Source organism: Arthrobacter sp. ISL-65, assembly GCF_018613795.1.
Classification (GTDB): domain Bacteria; phylum Actinomycetota; class Actinomycetes; order Actinomycetales; family Micrococcaceae; genus Arthrobacter.
Genome location: NZ_JAGGPN010000026.1, coordinates 17436 through 34930 on the forward strand (window position 1 = coordinate 17436; position 17495 = coordinate 34930).

General features: G+C 64.1%; 12 protein-coding genes. 4 read left to right on the top strand and 8 right to left on the bottom strand.

The features are described 5' to 3' along the window. Window positions 1-61: 61 nt before the first annotated feature. A complete protein-coding gene (locus J7I85_RS11200; protein WP_214851829.1) occupies window positions 62-1435 on the top strand; it encodes an NAD-dependent succinate-semialdehyde dehydrogenase in 1374 nt (457 codons plus the stop codon). 494 nt (window positions 1436-1929) lie between these two features. On the opposite strand, the gene J7I85_RS11205 is transcribed toward J7I85_RS11200, so the two are convergent. The 3 genes from J7I85_RS11205 to J7I85_RS11215 all read right to left on the bottom strand — a co-directional run bounded on the left by J7I85_RS11205 (window position 1930) and on the right by J7I85_RS11215 (window position 5834). Then, the gene (locus tag J7I85_RS11205) at window positions 1930-3405 is read right to left on the bottom strand and encodes an amino acid permease (RefSeq protein ID WP_214851830.1); all 1476 of its coding nucleotides are present in this window, start codon (window positions 3403-3405) and stop codon (window positions 1930-1932) included. Between the two features lie 10 nt (window positions 3406-3415). Next, on the bottom strand, window positions 3416-4723 hold the full coding sequence (locus J7I85_RS11210; RefSeq protein WP_214851831.1) for a PLP-dependent aminotransferase family protein: 1308 nt from the start codon (window positions 4721-4723) through the stop codon (window positions 3416-3418). Window positions 4724-5135: 412 nt separating this feature from the next. Further along, window positions 5136-5834, bottom strand: coding sequence for a maleylpyruvate isomerase family mycothiol-dependent enzyme (locus J7I85_RS11215; protein WP_214851832.1), 699 nt, complete (start codon window positions 5832-5834; stop codon window positions 5136-5138). Window positions 5835-6246: 412 nt separating this feature from the next. Between J7I85_RS11215 and J7I85_RS11220 the strand changes: the two genes are divergently transcribed. Next, window positions 6247-7638, top strand: coding sequence for an aromatic acid/H+ symport family MFS transporter (locus J7I85_RS11220; RefSeq protein WP_214851833.1), 1392 nt, complete (start codon window positions 6247-6249; stop codon window positions 7636-7638). Window positions 7639-7856: 218 nt separating this feature from the next. After that, on the top strand, window positions 7857-8771 hold the full coding sequence (locus J7I85_RS11225) for a LysR substrate-binding domain-containing protein (protein ID WP_214851834.1): 915 nt from the start codon (window positions 7857-7859) through the stop codon (window positions 8769-8771). A gap of 34 nt (window positions 8772-8805) precedes the next feature. On the opposite strand, the gene J7I85_RS11230 is transcribed toward J7I85_RS11225, so the two are convergent. From J7I85_RS11230 to benA, 5 genes are all read right to left on the bottom strand, one after another. Then, a complete protein-coding gene (locus tag J7I85_RS11230; protein WP_214851835.1) occupies window positions 8806-11634 on the bottom strand; it encodes an AAA family ATPase in 2829 nt (942 codons plus the stop codon). Window positions 11635-11695: 61 nt separating this feature from the next. Continuing rightward, complete coding sequence (locus J7I85_RS11235) at window positions 11696-12523, bottom strand: 1,6-dihydroxycyclohexa-2,4-diene-1-carboxylate dehydrogenase (protein ID WP_214851836.1); 828 nt, start codon at window positions 12521-12523, stop codon at window positions 11696-11698. Next, window positions 12523-14097, bottom strand: coding sequence for a benzoate 1,2-dioxygenase electron transfer component BenC (benC, locus tag J7I85_RS11240; protein WP_214851837.1), 1575 nt, complete (start codon window positions 14095-14097; stop codon window positions 12523-12525). The genes J7I85_RS11235 and benC overlap by 1 nt, the downstream gene beginning before the upstream one ends. Window positions 14098-14230: 133 nt before the next feature. Further along, window positions 14231-14767 (bottom strand): benzoate 1,2-dioxygenase small subunit, encoded by a 537-nt coding sequence (gene benB, locus J7I85_RS11245; protein WP_214851838.1) that lies wholly within the window; start codon window positions 14765-14767, stop codon window positions 14231-14233. A 38-nt stretch (window positions 14768-14805) separates the two neighbouring features. Continuing rightward, window positions 14806-16188, bottom strand: coding sequence for a benzoate 1,2-dioxygenase large subunit (gene benA, locus J7I85_RS11250; RefSeq protein WP_214851839.1), 1383 nt, complete (start codon window positions 16186-16188; stop codon window positions 14806-14808). A 330-nt stretch (window positions 16189-16518) separates the two neighbouring features. Between benA and catA the strand changes: the two genes are divergently transcribed. Continuing rightward, window positions 16519-17403: a catechol 1,2-dioxygenase gene (catA, locus tag J7I85_RS11255; protein ID WP_251024243.1), complete on the top strand. Its 885-nt coding sequence runs from the start codon at window positions 16519-16521 to the stop codon at window positions 17401-17403. The last annotated feature ends 92 nt before the right edge of the window (window positions 17404-17495 follow it).

Genomic DNA, 17495 nt, shown 5'->3' on the forward strand with positions numbered 1-17495 from the left:
AAGCGCCACGGAAACCCCGACACAGCACCGCCCGAAACTGCAACCAACGAAGGAGAACAGCATGAGCCTCTATGCCGTCACCAATCCGGCCACGGGAGAGACCGTCAAGGAATATCCCACCGCCACCGACGCCGGGATCCGCGCCGCGCTCGCGGCGTCCGACGCCGCCTTCACGGACTGGAACAGGACGCCGCTCGAAGACCGGGCCAAGCTGTTGAGCCGCGTCGCCGAGCTCTACACCGAGCGCCGCGACGAGCTCGCGGCAATCGTCACCCGGGAAATGGGCAAGCCCATCTTCCAGGCCCGGATCGAGGTTGACATCGTGGCCTCGATTTACCGCTACTACGCCGAGAACGGCCCTGCGTTCCTCGAGGACGAGGAGCTGGACGTCGCTGCCGGCGGCACTGCCATCGTCCGCAAGGACGGCCTGGGCGTCCTGCTGGGCATCATGCCGTGGAACTTCCCGTACTACCAGGTGGCCCGCTTCGCCGCGCCCAACCTGATGAACGGCAACACCATCCTGCTCAAGCACGCCCCGCAGTGCCCCGAGTCGGCCCTGGCCATGGTACAGCTCTTCCTCGACGCCGGCGCCCCCGAGGGTACGTACGTGAACATTTTCGCGACGAACGAGCAGGTGGCGGACGTCATCGGCGATCCTCGCGTGCAGGGTGTCTCGCTGACCGGCTCAGAGCGCGCCGGCGCCGCCGTGGCCGAAATCGCCGGACGCAACCTCAAGAAGGTGGTGCTGGAACTCGGCGGCTCCGACCCGTTCCTGGTGTTGGATTCTGCGGACGTGGACCAGGCCGCCACGCATGCACTGTTCGGCCGCTTCGGCAACACCGGCCAGGCCTGCAACGCCGCCAAGCGCATCATCGTCGATGACGCCGTCTACGAGGATTTCGTCGAGAAGTTCGTTGGCGCGGTCACGTCCGTAAAAATCGGCGACCCCACAGAGGTGGACACCTTCATGGGCCCGCTGTCCTCCACCGCCGCCCGTGACGGGCTGGCCTCGCAGGTGGACGACGCCGTCGCCAAGGGCGCCACGGTGCTCACCGGCGGCTCCCGGCTTGAACAGCCCGGCGCCTGGTTCCAGCCGACCGTCCTCACCGGAGTGACGCCGGCGATGCGCGCGTTCTCCGAGGAACTGTTCGGCCCGGTGGCTGTGATCTACCGCGTGGCCAGCGCGGATGAGGCGGTGGAACTGGCCAACAACTCCGCCTACGGCCTCGGCGCCGTGATCCAGTCCACTGACGCCAAGAAGGCCGCGGAGATCGCTGACCGACTGGACACGGGCATGGTCTACATCAACGAGGCCCCCGGCACGGCGGCCGAGCTACCCTTCGGCGGCATCAAGCGCTCCGGCGTCGGCCGCGAGCTCGGCAAGTACGGCATGGACGAGTTCGTCAACCGCAAGCTCATTCGCACGGCCAAGTAGGCCACGCCGGCTCCGCCCTCAACAGCAACGAAACGGAAGCGGGGTCCCAACAGCACAGCTGTCGGGACCCCGCTTCTTTGCTGCCCAGGCGGGGCGATCTGCGGCTGTTGCTGGCCGCCACCGATCTGGTAAGCGGCGGATACATGGCGACCTGACACTACATCTCGCCGCAGTTCACGGAGCGCTCAGGGGATCCCCAATGCACTCATTGCCGCTGGTGTTGGTCGGTTTCGGTGCCGGATCCCTGATCGGCACGAATGGGGTCGGCATCTGACCCGAAGCTGGCCGTTGCCCTCGCGGTATCTTCCTCAACGCCGGCAATGCGCTGGGTTCGCGGCCGCCAGACACCGCTAAAATCCCCGCCCGGTACTACAAGGTTCCGCCGGCGTCGGGGTGATCATTGCCCTCCTGAACGCCCTGCGCGGCAGGGTCCGTGAGCCAGAAAAGCCCAGCGGCGCCGGGGAGGGCGCCGCTGGGCCTCGACGGCAGCGGAGTCAGTCCTGGAGCTGTGATTGGTTAACCTGGCTGGCTTCGGATGACGCCCGGCGCCTCTTGCTGAACTCATAGCCCACAGCGATGGTTCCGAGCAGTAGCACGGTCCCAACCAGGCTCATCCACCACGTGCTGCTGGTTCCCGGCAGCACCATGGACAGGAAGACGACGGCGAGAACAGCCAACGCCAGCCATGATGAGTACGGCGCACCGGGCATCCGGAATTCGACGCCCGGAAGCATGCCTGCGTTGACACGCTGGCGGAAGCGGAGCTGGCAGGCGAAGAGCGAGGCCCACAGCAGCAGGATGCACACGGCGCAGGCACCGAGGGCCGTCTCAAAGACGGCTGCCCCGCCGAACACATAGGTCATAATGACGCCGAGCAGGTAGAACCCGCCGATGGCGGCTAGGCTTCCCACCGGAACGCCGCTTTTGGTCATCTTGGCCGTGATGCGCGGCGCCTCACCGTTCGACGCCAGTGTCCGCAGGGCCCGGACGGAGGCATACAGGGTTGCGTTGATGCCGGATATGGAGGCGGTCAGGACCACGAAGTTCATGACCGAGGGGAGCCAACCGATGTGCAGTCCGGCCAGCGCCGTGACGAAGGGCGATTCGGCTGCGCTGTACTCGCTGGTGGGCAGCAGCATGCTGAGGACCAGCACGGAGCCGAGATAGAACACGACGATCCGGAACACGATGCTGCGGATGGCCTTCGGCATGACGTTGCGGGCGTTCTTGGCCTCGCCCGCTGCCACGGCGGCGATTTCGACGCCGGAGTAGGAGAACACGACGCCCTGGCTCACGAGCACCACCGGGAGCAGACCCTGGGTGAAGAAGCCGCCGGAGAACAGATTGCTGACGCCCGCCTGGGTCTCGAGGCCCATCGGACCGCCGAAGAACACGATGATGAGCCCCGCGGCGAGGAACAGGACGATCGCGATGACCTTGATGAGGCTTGCGCCGACCTCGATGAAGCCGAACATCCGTGCGGAGAAGAGGTTGGATCCGACGATCACGAGCCAGGCCACGAGGGCCGGGATCCAGCTGTCCAGCTGCGGCCACCAGTACTGGACGTAGATGGCCACCGCGGTGACCTCCACGACGCCGAGCAGTCCGCCCAGGGTCACCATGACCCAGCCGGTCGTGTGGGCGAGCCTGTGGCCGAAGAACTCGCGCGCGTAGGACACGAAGGATCCGGTGGTGGGCCGGTGCATAACGAGCTCGCCGATGGCGCGCATCAGCAGATAAGCGACGACGCCGGTGACGGCGTATGCGATCAGCAGCGCTGGCCCGGCGGCATGCAGACGGGACCCGAGGCCCAGGAACAGTCCGGTGCCGATGGCGCCGCCCAGGGAGATCATCTGGATCTGGAAGTTGGACATGGTCTTGCGGTAGCCGTCGTCGCCGGCCTCAACGTAGGCAGCCGACAGCTGCCCCGGGGCCGTGACGTCTTCGGCACGATCTTGGGTCATTGTCATGATGGTTTTCCTAGTACTTGGTTGGGGCTGCTTGTGCGCTGGCGGACGAGGCCGCTGCGGCTGCTGAGGTGAAGACTTCGCCAAGAATGGTGGCGCCCTTGCGGATGTCCTCGAGGGGTGGCAGGCAGAAAGACATCCGCAGTTCGCTGCGTCCGCTTCCGTCCGTGTAGAAGGCGGTCCCGGGAACGTAGACGACGCCGCGCTCGATGCACTCGTAGACCAGCGCTTCCGTGTCGACGCCCTCGGGGAGTTTGACCCAGAGGTAGAACCCTCCCGTGGGCCGGTTCCAGGTGGTGCCGGCCGGCATGACCTCTTCCAGGGTCTCGACGAGGGCCTCGAACTTTTCCTTGTAGATGCCCCTGTATTCGCTCAGCTTGGACTCCCAGGAGAGATCGTCGAGGTAAGCGCTGATGAGCTGCTGCGAGAAGACCGACGGGTTCAGCTGGGATGTCTCGCTGGCGTTCACGAGGTGGCCGTAGAGCGAGGCGGGCGGCAGGACCCAGCCCACACGCAGGCCCGGGGCGATCATCTTGGAGAAGGAGCCGAAGTAGACGGTGATGTCCTCGAATTCCGGCTGGATGGCACGCATGGTTTCGCCGTCAAAGCCGAGCAGCCCATAGGGGTTGTCCTCGAAGATCAACAGATCGTTGCTACGGCACAACTCACCCACCTGCAGGCGGCGCTCCGCGGAGAGGTTGACGCCGCCCGGGTTCTGGAAGTTGGGAATCGTGTACAAGCCCTTGGCGGTCTTGCCGGCGGCCCGGACTTCGCCGATCAGGCGCTCTAGTTCGGCCGGGATGAGGCCGTCGGCGTCCATCGGCACGTGCACGATCTCTGCCTCGTAGCTCGTGAACACGGCCATGCCACCGGCGTAGGACGGTGCCTCGGCAAAGATGACGTCACCGGGGTTGACCAGCACCCGGGCGGCCACGTCGAGTGCCTGCTGGCTGCCGGAGGTGACGAGCACCTGGGTGGGGTCGGCGGTGATGCCTTCGAGGGCCATGAGCGCGGTGATGTGCCCCCGCAGTTCCGGGATGCCGTCGCTGGCTCCGTACTGGAAGGAGTGCTGTCCGCTCTCGACGAGGATGCGCTGGGCGGCCTCTGCGATCCGGTCGAAGGGCAAGGCGCCGAGGTAGGGGGCGCCGTTGGCGAAAGAAATGATGCCGGGGCGCTGAGCGGCCCGGAACACCTTGCGGACTTCGGAGGGGCGGGCCGCAAGCGCGCGGTCCGCGAGGAGCTGTAATGCGGAGGAGGGCCCGGCGGCGCCGGCAGCTGCGGGGGCCGTCGCGCCTGCGGATGATTCCACGGAGATAGACATGGGGGTCCTTTCAGCCATGAGTATGCTTCCATCATCCGGTGACCCCTCCATTCTGGCTAAGACCAGTTTTGGAGGTTCTCGATGCCTTAGCGGCATGGACCAGAGGGGACGCTATCCGCCCAGCATGAGAAGAGCTGCCGCCAGGACCACGCGGCGGCCGCACTTGCCGCTGTGGCGTCGACAACGAGATCCATTCCGCGAAGAACGCCAACGACCCCGTTGGCCATTACCCAAGGCCGGACGTATTCCAGCTCCTGTTCAATGTCGATGCCATTGAGCGCGTCATCATGGCTGAGCAGCGGTCCCCCGTCAGCGATCGACGCCGAGGCAGCTGAGCCCCTGAACTAAGAAGTAGGGGAACCGGTGCCCAGTGTGCCGGCATACTGGGCACCGGTCCCCTTACCTGCGCCGGTTACCAGGACGGCAGTATAGGCAGGGGACCGTCAGCCTCGACGTTTTCGGCCACGCCGCGGGCCAGCCATTCGAGCAATCCTTCGCGGTCGGACGTGACGCGCAGGGCACCGTCGCCGATTACCCACTCGTCGCGTTCCTCGGTCACCAGGGTCATCCCAGGTGCCCCTTGGGCGCGCATCGTGCGTACGGCAGCCTCCAAGGCGTTAAGTACCGAGTCCGGGTCGGCCTCCTCTATGGTCCATGCGGTGTCGAGGTCGTGGTGGTGCACCACAATTTCGGCAATACGCAACGCCACGATGGACGTCGCAGGAATCTGCTTACCGTGTAGGTTCACCTCCTCAACCGCGAGCTGCCCTGCCAGCCGCTGGGCCTGCTCGGCAAAGTATTGGGCTGATTCGCGCAGCCGGCCAAGCAGTTCGGTTCGAGGCAACGTGGCGAGCTCCGAAATCTCCCGGGCGCGCGCTTCCTTCGAGGCGTAGAGCTGCCGCTCCTGACCCGAGGTTGCCCAGTCAATGAGCTTGACCAACGCCTGGCCGTTCGAGGCGATATGGGCGATGACATCTGCCCGGGTCCATCCCTCGCACAGGGATGGTGCGGACATTTCGTCGTCGGACAGCGACTCAGCGGTGGCCATGAACATATCGGTCTCCCGGCCGAGGCGGGACAGGTCCGAGTGCAGGCGTGCGGGATTCATCATGAATTCACCTTATCTATTGGCCCGGCCGCCAGCCGGTGGTTGGTGCCCCTGATTCATATTTAAGTCGTACCGATTCATACCGCTGGTGGTGGCTGGCCAGTCGTGAACTCGTCAAGCCCAGTCACCGTGGGACCGGCCCAGCTCGGAGTTGCCCTCGCCGCCGAAGGACACGTGCACCGCTCGCGCATCAGCACTGTGGGCCATCCTCTTGCGGCCAGCAGGTCCTACTTTCTCCAAGATATGCCCAGCCGCATTTGATTGATATCTGCAAAGTATGGATTGCCCCCCAGCCAAAAGCCGGGTATTTACCGCATATGGCGGACGTCACACCCCTGAGACACTGGACCAAGCCCGGGGGATACAGGTTCACCCCACGGCACCACTTCCATGCTCCGTCAGAGAGGACAGGCATATGGCTCAGCTCCACACCGTCATCGCCGAAGACCCGCGCAAAGAGGCGCGCACCGCAAACTGGGTGGCCTTCGTCATCTGCGCCGCACTTTTGTTCGATGGCTACGACCTCGTCGTATACGGCACCGTCCTGCCGGGACTGCTTGCCGACCCAAGCCAGATTGGCGCCTTCGATGCCGCCGCAGCTGGCCTCTTGGGCTCGTGGGCGCTTGTTGGTGTGTTGGTCGGGTCGCTGATCTGCGGCGCGGTCGGCGACTTTTTCGGCCGCCGCCGACTCATGCTCCTGGGCATCGCTTGGTTCTCGGTTGGGATGTTTATTACGGCCCTGACCACTACTGTCACGGCCTTCGGCGCCATGCGGTTCATCACCGGGGTGGGCCTCGGCATCGTCATTGCCACCGCAGGCGCCACCATGGCTGAATTTGCGCCGGCTGGCCGGCGTCAGTTCTACAACGCGATCGTCTACTCCGGTGTCCCCGCCGGCGGCGTGTTCGCCTCCGTCATGGGCATTCTGCTCCTCAATAACATTGGATGGCGCGGACTCTTCATGATCGGCGCCCTCCCCCTCGTCCTGCTTCTGCCCATCGCTTGGTTCAAGCTCCCAGAGTCCCCGCGCTGGCTGCTGGCCCGCGGCCGTGAAGCGGAGGCCCAGGTTGCTGCGCAGCGGACCGGCGTTTCGCTCATTGAAGAACAGGTCATTCGGCAGATAGGCGCCGCCCCGCAGAAGACGGGCTTCGCGGCTGTCTTCTCCAAACAGTTCGCCGTGGCTTCCCTTCTTCTGGGTTTGATGTCTTTCTCCGGCCTGCTGCTGACCTACGGCTTGAACACGTGGCTGCCGAAAATCATGGAGGGATACGGCTACGGGCGGACATACGCCCTGTTCTTCCCGCTGGCGTTGAACCTTGGCGCTGTGGCGGGAGGTTTGCTGCTCTCGCGCTTCGCTGACAAAGCGGGTCCCCAGCGGGTCATTGCGGGCACCTTCGTGCTTGCCACGATCACCCTGGTGCTTATGACCTTCGGTTTCCCTCTGCCGGTGTTGTTCCTGTGCATCGCAATCGCCGGAGTGGGCACTCTCGGCACGCAGGTGCTGGTTTACGGGTTCCAGTCCAACTACTTCACCACCAACGCCAGGGCAGCCGGGGTGGCCTGGTGCGCGAGTGTGGGACGTATGGGCGGTATCTTGGGACCAATCATCGGCGGCTGGTTGGCTGCTGCAGGGATCGGCGGGGCTACCGCGTTCTATATCTATGGCGGCGTCGCCCTCCTGGGTGCGGTCGTGACGGTTTTGGTCCCTCACCAGCGCAAGCTGGAAGAAGCGGAGCACAGGGCCGAGGAGATCACGGAGCACATCGTGGAAGAGGTGTTGACCACCACTCCTCCGGTCCGCCTCTGACCCGGGCCGGCCGGCCGTTGCCCACATAAGCCAGATCCATGGACAAGTTGCCGAGGACATGGCTGGGCAGTCGGCCGGCTGCAGCCGGTCAGATGTGAACCGCCCGGCCTCATTATTAGGTCTCATGCTTTTATGAGTAAATCGCTTTATAGTTACTCTGTGAATCAATGGTGTTCGGCGTCGGACCGGAGGCACCAAACGGAGGGACGGCTTCAACTATGGAGATCAGGCAGCTCAACTACTTCATTGCCGTTGCGGAGGAACGCCACTTCGGCCGTGCCGCCAAGCGCCTGCACATGGCCCAACCCCCCTTGTCCCAGCAGATCCGCCAGCTGGAAGAGCAGCTGGGGGTGCGGCTGCTGAATCGCACTACCCGAAGGGTGGAACTCACGGCCGCCGGGCAGGAATTGCTGGACCGGGGGCGGCAGATCGTCAACGCGGTCGGCACGCTCCGCGCCGATGTCTACCAGGTTGGGCAGGGCGCGGCCGGTGTGCTGCGTGTGGGCTTCTCCGGCTCGGCTACATACGGGGTTATGCCCCCGATCGTCCGACGCGCCAAGCAGGTACTCCCGGGGCTGTCGCTGAATCTGCACGGTGAGATGCTTACCCCGGCCATGGAGGCAGGGCTGCGGGATGGCACTCTCGACGCGGCGCTGCTGCGCCCGCCCATCGCTTCCCAGGAGATCGATTACCGTATCGTGACGCGCGAGCCGCTAATCGTGGCATTACCCTCGTTCAGCGCTCTGGCCGTGGACCGACCGGTCGCCGTGCACGAACTTCAAGACCAGGAATTTATCTCGTATCCACCGGAGTCGGTGCTTTACCGGACCACTGCAGCCATCTGCCGCAAGGCCGGTTTTCAGCCACGCATCACCCAAGTGATAAGTGAGACCTCCACGATGCTCTCGTTTGTCGCCGCCGGTGCTGGTATCGCCATCATTCCAGCAAGCATCCGCGCCCTCCAGCTTGAGGGCGTGGTCTATCGCGATATTGAACAGGCCCCTGAGGTGGAGCTGGCCGTTGCTTGGCGGCGTGAGGACCGGTCAGCGCTGCTCCAAAGTTTTCTCGACGTTGTGGGCGCTGCAACTAAAGGACTTCCTAATCGCGCCCCCACCGCTCCTGGATCCCTGTGACGATGGGGCGCCCCTATGGCAGGTGGCCCACGCGTCAGTCCGAGAGGCGAAACCTTGCCGCCAGTTCGCTGCGTGAGCGGATCCCCAGCTTCCCGTAGATACGGGTCAGGTGATACTGCACGGTTTTCTCGGCCAGAAACAGTGCACGGGCCGCCTCCTTGTTGGTGGACCCGGCTGCTACGAGCTCGGCCACTGACTGCTCCTGGGCGGTGAGCTGGATCTGTGGTTGAGTCACGGCAGCCAGCACGTCAGATGGGTCGGGCAAATTGCCCACGTCCAGGCCTGTCGCCTTCAGCTCCCGATCGCATCTTTCCACATACGTGGCCGCGCCCAGAGAATCATAGAGATCCCTGGCCACCCGCAGCAGTGAGGATGCCAAACGCCTTTTGCCGGCCCGCCGCATGCTCTGCCCGAAGGCAAAGCTCACCCGGGCGCGCAGGTATGGCCGGTTAAGCCCGCGCAGATGCCCCAGCGCCGTTTCGAAATGCTCCCTGGCGGTATCGGAATCCCCTTGGGCGGCTACGAGCCGGCCCCGTGCCCACGCCATCCGCGCGAGATCGGATGGTACTGCCCGCTCCCGCCGCACGTGCTCGAAGGCGGTGAGAAAGGAGTCGGCCACATCAAGCTGATCGGTCATGACAAGGGCATTAACATAGGTGTCCTGCCATGGCCAGAACGACACTCTGTTGTCTGTCCAGGGGTCCAGCTCCGTCAGGGGCTGCAACACGGCCAAAGCGCTTTCGTAGTCCGCCCGTGCCTCATGGAAACGCGCCCGGGCCAGACTGGCCGGCACCTGCATGGCCCGATAAGTGCCCGGCTGCACGGCGGCCTGGGAGACGTAGTACCGCGCCCGTTCCCAATCCCCACGCAGGGACCACAGCTCAGCGGCGGTCCAGTACAACAACGGCCGGATCAGTGGCATCCGCGAGGACTCGAGCCGCACCGAGGCGCGCGCAATAGTGGCGGCGGCCGCATCCCAATTACCGAGCACGAGGTGGGTGCGGGCCAACCAGGCCTCCGCCCACAGGGAAATCCGCAATGACCCGCCCCGGAACTCGGTCGGGGCAGCGGCTTCAAAATTTACAAGGGCTGTCTCGGCGTCGTCCAGCCGCAGAGCCAGCCACCCGGCGCCCATCTGCACGCGTTGCTTTTGGGCATTCTCCGAAGCGTGTTCGAAGGCCAGTCGGTAGGAGGCTTCGGCTTCAGACATCCTGCCCTGGGCATAAAGACCCAGCCCATAGATGGCTTCAGATTCGATGTGGGCCGGGGTACCCGGCTTTGTCAGGGACATGGCCTGCTCCGCCCAACGGGTGATGAGCGGGCCATCCCAGGAAGCCACCCCATGCAGAACCAAGCGTTGGGCCACCTGCGCAGCGGCCACCGGGTCGTGCTGCGGGTTGCTTGTTCGCCAGGCCATCTCCAACTGGGTTTGGGCGCTGTGGTTTTGTCCCGACGCCGTGGAGAGGTAGCCAAGCACGGAGGAACGCAGCGGCGAGGGCGCCATGGCGTCTACTGCCGCGGCCCACATCTGCGCCTGGGCCATGTTGCCGGAACCCACAAGGGCGTCGACTGCCCTGAGGAGGCGATCGTTGCCGGCACGGACGTCCCCTGAGAGCCTGGAGGCGGAAAACAGTGCGGTCGAGACATCCTGCCAGGCACCCACTAGAGCCTGTTGGCGGGCGTACTCCTCTAGCTCCGCGGCCAATGCCTCGTCGGCGCCCGGGGTCGCGGACACCCGGTGACCCAGGCGATCGCCCTCCAGCTGCACAGTTTTCGCAGCCCGTCGGTGCAGCTCAATGCGCCGGCCGGGTACGATCTGCTCATAGACGGACTCAGCACTTCCCGCTGCAAAGAAAGTCACCACCGAGGGGGCCCGTTCTACCGACAGGCCCAGCAGTCCGGCCCTGTGGCCCTCGTCGAGGGCATCCATCACAGACGCAACTCCACTGACGTGGGCAACCTCCTCTATCCCGGCGCTACGTCTAAGCACGGACGCGGCCTCCGCCACAGCCACCAGATCGGGGGACGCGGCGTTGAGCAGGCTGCGCACCCGTCCCCGCACGCGCGAGCTCGGGGGCAAGGATGAAAACCATGTCTGCCAAGTCTCCGGAGGAAGCTCGCCCAGGAGTTCCACAATCGGCTCGGGCCAACCACCTGTGTGCCGTACGATCTCTTGGGCGGCCGTCACGTTCAGGTCGATGCCGAACCAGCGCCGTGCGAGATCCTGGACCCGCTGCGGTGACAGTGGTTCCAGCGGAATACGGGAAACCTGATGTCCGGTGAGAAAGGCGAGGACGCCCGCCGGGACGAGCTGAGCTTGAGTGGGATCCAGAGTGACCAAGAACAGGATTCGCTTGCCGCGCAGCCGGCGCATGACGAATGCGAGGACGTGCAGGCTTTCTGCGTCGAGGTGCTGGACGTCATCAACAGCAACCACCACGCTCCCGTGCAATTGAAGCCCCTCAAGGTGTGCGTTGAGAGTCGAGGCGTAGTTGGCGACTTGAGCAGCGTTGAGAGCACCGACAGGGTCCGCGGACCGGACGTTGTCACGCCCATGGTCCTTTGCCGAGCGCAGCGGCGGAGTGACCATGAGCTGGGAGTAGCCCGCAAGTGGGAACTGCGCCTCCCACTCGTCTCCCGTAGCGGACAGCACCCGCACCCCACGCGCCACGGCGCTGCAGTGCTCCAGGAAAAGGTCCAGCAAGGCAGTCTTACCGGATCCCTGCGGGCCGCTGAGCACTACCGTTCGCACGCTGCCCTTACGCACCGTACGCAGCGTTTCCAGCAACTTCTCGAAGACATCAGCCCGGCCGAGCAGCGCCAGGTCCTCCTCGGTGTCGCCGTGGTGGGGGCCCGGGGTCATGCTGGCAAGCATACTGGAGCGCGCCGTGCGGCCACGCCAGCGAGTTTCCGTCACAGTGTGCTCAGCCGAGGTCCCCGCCTGCCACAGGGAGAATGCTGCCGGTGACATAGGACGCTTCGTCGGAGGCCATGAACACGATCGGCGCGGCCTGTTCGTCCAGGGTGCCGTATCGCTTCATGAAGGAGGACTCCATGGTCTGGTCCACGATGGTCTGGTACCACGCCTTTTCGGTCGATGACTGCGCTTCCGGTCCGCGCTTGACCTTCCTGGGCGGAGCTTCCGTGCCGCCGGGTGCCGTAGCGACAACGCGAATACCTCGCTCGGCAACCTCCATGGCCAGGGACTGGGTCAGGGCATTGACACCACCCTTCGCCGCGGCGTAGGGGACGCGGTGCATTCCGCGGGTAGCCACGGAGGAGACGTTGACGATGGTGCCCGACCCCTGCTCGAGCATTGCCGGGAGTACGGCGCGGCAGGACCACAGGGTCGGGAAGAGTGAACGGCGGATCTCCTTCTCGATTTTCTCCTCGTCATACTCTTCGTAGGGGCGGGCCCAGATGGTTCCCCCCACGTTGTTGACGAGTACGTCAACCCTGCCGTGAAGGTCTAACGCCGCGCTCACGGCCTGTTGTGCGCCGGTGAACGTCTCCAGGTCCGCGGTCACGGCGACGGCGGACCCTCCGGACCCTGACCTCTTCGCGTCGTCCTGGATCTCCCGGGCGACCTCGTGAACGATGTCGGCGCGGTCCACAAGGACGACCGCGCCCCCTTCGGCCCCAATCCGCTCGGCGACCTTTTGGCCGATACCCTGGGCCGCGCCCGTCACCACCGCCACCTTGCCGGCGAAGCGGCCGGGCGTGACGAACTGTCCGGCGTAGGTCATAACCATCAGGAGACTTTGTCTTTGGCGTCCATAGCCCCGGACATGGTGCCCTTGGCGTCGCGGGCGTGAGCCATAATGACTTCCCGGGCGCGCTCTTTGTCCTGGCGCTCGAATGCGGCAACGACCTCGAGGTGATCTTGGGCGACCCGCTCGAAGATTTCCGTGCCCTCCACGAAGGTTGCTGCCATCTGGGCGTGGACGTCGAGCCGTCGGTACGACTCAAGCAGCATGGGGTTATCGCAGATCGTGAAGAGGTACTCGTGGAACTCTTCGTTGGTCCTCACGTATTCTTCGGGGTCGAGGACCCTGCCCTTGCCCACCGCGCGTGTGGTCGCTTCCGCGAGACGGCGGAACTGGTTCAGTTGCTCATTGCTGAGGCGGCCCAGCATCAGTTCGGTGACTGCAAGTTCAAGCCCCATCCGGGCGTCCAGGTGGGCGTAACTGTCCTCCTTACGGAACTCGAGACGGCCGGTTTCCAGGGAAGAAATTGCTTGGACGCGGCTGATCGTGTCGCCTTCGGTCTCCAGCTTCTCCGCAGGAGCGGGCGCGCCGGTCTCGGCGTCTCCGCCTGTGGTCTCCTTGGGGGCGAAACGCTCGAAGTAGAAGTTGGCTGGCTGGATGTCCTCGGTGTCCAGCCACTTGGAGACGGCGTTGACCATGGGTGGCGGGCCGCACAGGTAGATGTCGACGTCGCCGTCGTTGAGGTGAGACGGCTGGATGATCTGGGTGACGTAGCCCGTGTGGGGGGCGGAGGTATCCGGCTCCGAGGCGATGTAGTCCCAAGTGAAGCCCGGCAACTTGGTTTCGTAGGCGCGGAGCCAGTCGAGGCCGACGATGTCGGCTTCGCGAGAGACGCCGTAGATCAGGTGCACCGGCGTGGCTGGCGGGTTCTCCGATAGCTTTTCCAGGATTGACAGGAGCGGGGCTAGTCCGGTGCCGCCTGCGAGCAGGAGCAGGGGGCGCTTTGGCTCGCGAAGGAAGAAGGAGCCGTAGGGGCCGGTGAACTCGATGGCGTCCCCGACCGCTGCCCGGTCACGCAGGTACTCCGACATTGCGCCCTGAGGGGTGATCCGGACCATGAAGGAGGTGTCCTCAACTTCGGGGCCGTTGCTGAAGGAGTACGAGCGCTCGGCATCGGTGCCCGGGACCTTGATGTTGACGTACTGGCCGGGCAGGAACGCCAGGGCCTCCCGGTTCTGCACCTCCAAGGTGAAGGAGATGGTGGACTCCGAGTGTTTGTCGAGCTCTTTCAGGGTGGAGGTGAACGTGGCGGCGGAGGTCTTCGCGGATTCCGATGTAGCCGGGATTTGGATGGCGAGGTCCGATTCCGGGACGGCCTGGCAGGTGAGCAGGTAGCCCTTCTCGAGTTCCTCCTCCGTCATGGCGTCGTCGATGTAGTCTCCGGGGTCGAAGGAGCCGGAGTCGCAGAACGCCTTGCACGTGCCGCAGGCGCCGTCACGGCAGTCTGACGGGATGTTGATCCGCGCCTTGTATGCAGCGTCCATGACGGTCTCGTAGTCGCCGACCTTGATGACCTTTGTGACGCCATCCTCGAAGCTGAGGGCTACCTTATGGCCCATGATTTCCTCCTGGCTGGTGGTCGCGTCCTCGCGACCCCCGAAAGTTGGTGCAGTTGTCTCGTATGAGGTGATGTTCGGCAGGATGCTCCTGACCGCAACCGTCCCGGTCGGGCCCGGACGGCGCCGGATACCGTCAGATCATGTAGACATCCACCACGTGGTGGATGTAATCGTTCTTCAATACAACCTTCTTCTTCAGGATCACCGGCTGCTCGCCGGAGAGATCGATGGTGTAGAAGCTCGTGCCGAAATATGTGTCAGTGGTGTTGTAGCGGAAGTACAAGGTGAACCAGTTGAAGCGGACCTTCACCTGGTCGCCGTCGTGCTCCAGGATCTCCACGTCCGTGATGTTGTGCCCGGTGCGGGGCTCCGGCAGGGAGGTGGCGGAGGACCGGTCCGTCTTGATCCGGAACACCCGGTCCTCGATGCCGCCACGGTTGTCGTAATAGATCAGCGAGATCTCGTTCTGGGGGTCCTCAGTGAGCCGGTCGTCGACGTCCCACGCCGGCATCCAGTACTCGGAGTCCGGGTGGTAGCACTGGAGCCACTCGTCGAACTGGCGGTCATCCAGCAGGCGGGCCTCCCTATAAAGAAAGGCACGTACGGTTTCGAGGGTCGCGATCTCCTCGGCGCTCTTGAGCGCAGTCAGGGGGTTAAGCAGGTTGGCCATTGGTGTTCAGCACTCTCTTCGTGGGTTCGAGGTATCGGTCAGGCCGTGACCGGCACGGTTTCCTGGGCGGAGGGTTCCGCGTCGGCGAGGGCCTTGTCCATTACTTCCTTCCAGTACCCGTGCTGGATCGGGTATAGCCCCTCGTCCTCGGTGCGCATTCCAGAGGCGATCACCCGGGACATGCCCAGTGCCTTGGCCTGCTCGTCAGGACCCACGATCTCGTGAGTAGAGCCGCGCGTCATGTCGTTCCACGGCGCCGAGGTGGCCCAGTAGGTCTTGTTGCAGGAACGGAACTCTTCGAGGTCGTCCGGCGTGGCCATGCCGGTCGCATTGAAGAAATCCTCGTACTGGCGGATGCGCTTTGAGCGGTTCTCTTGCGACTCACCCTTTGGTGCAATGCAGTAGATCGTGACTTCGGTCTGGTCCGCTGAAATAGGGCGGAAGTGACGGATCTGCGAGGAGAACTGGTCCATGATGTAGACGTTCGGGTACAGGCAGAGGTTGCGGGAGATGTTGATCATGAAGTTTGCCATCTCCTCGCCGTACTTCTGGACGAGCTCGTCGCGGCGGTCCCACAGCGGACGGTCCTGGGCGTTGGTCCACTCCTGCCACAGCAGCAGGTGCCCGTGGTCGTAGGAATAGAAGCCGCCCTTGACCTTCCCCCATTTGCCGGCGTCCATGGCCTTGGTCGTGTTGGCGGAGTCACCGGCACTTCGGCGGGCGGTGGTTGCGGCGTAGTTCCAATGCACTGCGGTGACGTGGTAGCCGTCGGCGCCGTTTTCCGCCTGGACCTTCCAGTTGCCGTCGTAGGTGTAGGTGGACGACCCGCGCAGGACCTCGAGTCCCTCCGGGGACTGGTCCACAATCGAATCGATGACCTTGGTGGCGTCTCCCAGGTGATCCTCGAGTGGGAGGACGTCAGCGTTCAAGGAGCCGAAAAGGAAGCCACGGTAGGAGTCGAAGCGGGCCACCTTGGTGAGGTCGTGCGAGCCCTCTTTGTTGAAGGTCTCCGGGTATCCAGCGTTGCGGGAGTCCTTGACCTTCAGCAGTTCCCCGGAGTTCTTGAAGGTCCAGCCGTGGAAAGGGCAGGTGAACGTGGTCCTGTTGTCGGTCTTGCGTCGGCAGAGCATCGCGCCTCGGTGCGAGCAGGCATTGACGATGCAGTTGATCTTCTCGTCCTTATCCCGGGTGATGACGACGGGAGTCCGCCCGATGTAGGTGGTGAAGTAGTCGCCCACGTTGGGGATCTGGGATTCGTGGGCGAGGTAAACCCAGTTGCCCTCGAAGATGTGCTTCATCTCCAGTTCGAAGATCTCTTCGTTCGTGAAGATCTCGCGCTTCGCCCGGATGACGCCGTTCTCACGATCGTCGATCACGGCGTCGGCAAGGACCTCACGGACACGGGTCAGGTTCTCGGTCATGACGTGCTCCTTCTTCGGAGATTGAGGCGGGCGAACGGCGGCCGTGGTGACCATGCTTCAGCCCATCGTGGGAAAAGGTATGTGAGCCATTCTGGTGCAGCGTGACAGCTCTCACATCAGGCAAACCCCTAGGGTCTACCAAGGGTGTCTTTATGTAAGTTTAGTTACCTAGAAGCCGCCTAATGGATACTTGTTTCGTCCTTATCCTGCGCCTAACCTGAGATGGACGGCACGTGAAGCCGCTGGCCCTGTGGGCCTACCCTGCGCCCGGCGCGTCACGGCCGGATAGGAGCCTTTCCTGTCCCGGATACAAGATGAGTGGAGATCACCATGACTGAGATTCAGGCGGACACCCGCAAAGAAGATGAGGGTACTGCCGTAGAGGCCGGCTCGAAGGCCACCGAGCGCTTCACCGCCTCTGGCAAGATCGCTGGACTGGGCGTACCCAAGGAGCGCGTGAGCCTGCTCGCCGGAGCCCTGATCAAGGCTGCCAACGACATCGTCGTCGAGCACCAAGTCACCTATGAGGAGTACAACGCCCTGAAGGCGTGGCTGATCAAGGTCGGCACTGATGGCGAGTGGCCCCTGTTCCTCGACGTGTGGCTCGAACACACTGTGGAAGATGTCAACTCCCAGGACCGCCCCGGCACCAGGGGCACCATCGAGGGACCTTACTACGTCCCGAACTCCCCAGTGCTTGAATCCCCCGCTACCGTGGAGATGCGTGAGGACGAGGAGGGCACTCCTCTGCGCTTCAGCGGCCACTTCACCGACACTGACGGCAACCCGATCCAGGGTGCCCAGCTGGAGATCTGGCATGCAGACGCGGCTGGGTTCTACTCCCAGTACGCCCCGGGCCTGCCGGACTGGCTCTTCCGCGCAACCGTGAAAGCCGACGACGATGGCCAATTCGTGCTCCACACAATGCGCCCGGCCCCGTACCAGATCCCCACGGACGGTGCCTGCGGACAGCTGATCAGTGCGGCAGGGTGGCACGCGTGGCGCCCGGCCCACATCCACATCAAGGTCTCCGCCCCGGGATACCAGCCGGTGACCCAGCAGCTTTACTTCCCCGGTGACCCGCACAACGCCGATGACATCGCTTCTGCTGTCAAGCCCGAGCTGATGCTCGATCCCAAGCCGCGCACGGATGGCGCGGCCGGCGAGGAGGCCGTATACGACTACGTTCTGGCCAAGGAGGGTCAGTCCAAGTAGAGGGTCCCCCGCTCTTGCCTTGGCCAGGGCGGCCACGGCCAATGAAGCGTCCCAGAGCAAAAGCTCTGGGCGCTTCTCACCTCTTCCGCCAA

What these genes read in the sequence shown, in the direction of transcription:
- J7I85_RS11205 (WP_214851830.1), bottom strand. Translation starts at nt 3,405, where the DNA reads ATGACAATGACCCAAGATCGTGCCGAAGACGTCACGGCCCCGGGGCAG.
- benC (WP_214851837.1), bottom strand. Translation starts at nt 14,097, where the DNA reads ATGGGCCATAAGGTAGCCCTCAGCTTCGAGGATGGCGTCACAAAGGTC.
- benA (WP_214851839.1), bottom strand. Translation starts at nt 16,188, where the DNA reads ATGACCGAGAACCTGACCCGTGTCCGTGAGGTCCTTGCCGACGCCGTG.
- catA (WP_251024243.1), top strand. Translation starts at nt 16,519, where the DNA reads ATGACTGAGATTCAGGCGGACACCCGCAAAGAAGATGAGGGTACTGCC.
- J7I85_RS11235 (WP_214851836.1), bottom strand. Translation starts at nt 12,523, where the DNA reads ATGGTTATGACCTACGCCGGACAGTTCGTCACGCCCGGCCGCTTCGCC.
- J7I85_RS11230 (WP_214851835.1), bottom strand. Translation starts at nt 11,634, where the DNA reads ATGACCCCGGGCCCCCACCACGGCGACACCGAGGAGGACCTGGCGCTG.
- J7I85_RS11210 (WP_214851831.1), bottom strand. Translation starts at nt 4,723, where the DNA reads ATGTCTATCTCCGTGGAATCATCCGCAGGCGCGACGGCCCCCGCAGCT.
- J7I85_RS11225 (WP_214851834.1), top strand. Translation starts at nt 7,857, where the DNA reads ATGGAGATCAGGCAGCTCAACTACTTCATTGCCGTTGCGGAGGAACGC.
- J7I85_RS11215 (WP_214851832.1), bottom strand. Translation starts at nt 5,834, where the DNA reads ATGATGAATCCCGCACGCCTGCACTCGGACCTGTCCCGCCTCGGCCGG.
- J7I85_RS11220 (WP_214851833.1), top strand. Translation starts at nt 6,247, where the DNA reads ATGGCTCAGCTCCACACCGTCATCGCCGAAGACCCGCGCAAAGAGGCG.
- J7I85_RS11200 (WP_214851829.1), top strand. Translation starts at nt 62, where the DNA reads ATGAGCCTCTATGCCGTCACCAATCCGGCCACGGGAGAGACCGTCAAG.
- benB (WP_214851838.1), bottom strand. Translation starts at nt 14,767, where the DNA reads ATGGCCAACCTGCTTAACCCCCTGACTGCGCTCAAGAGCGCCGAGGAG.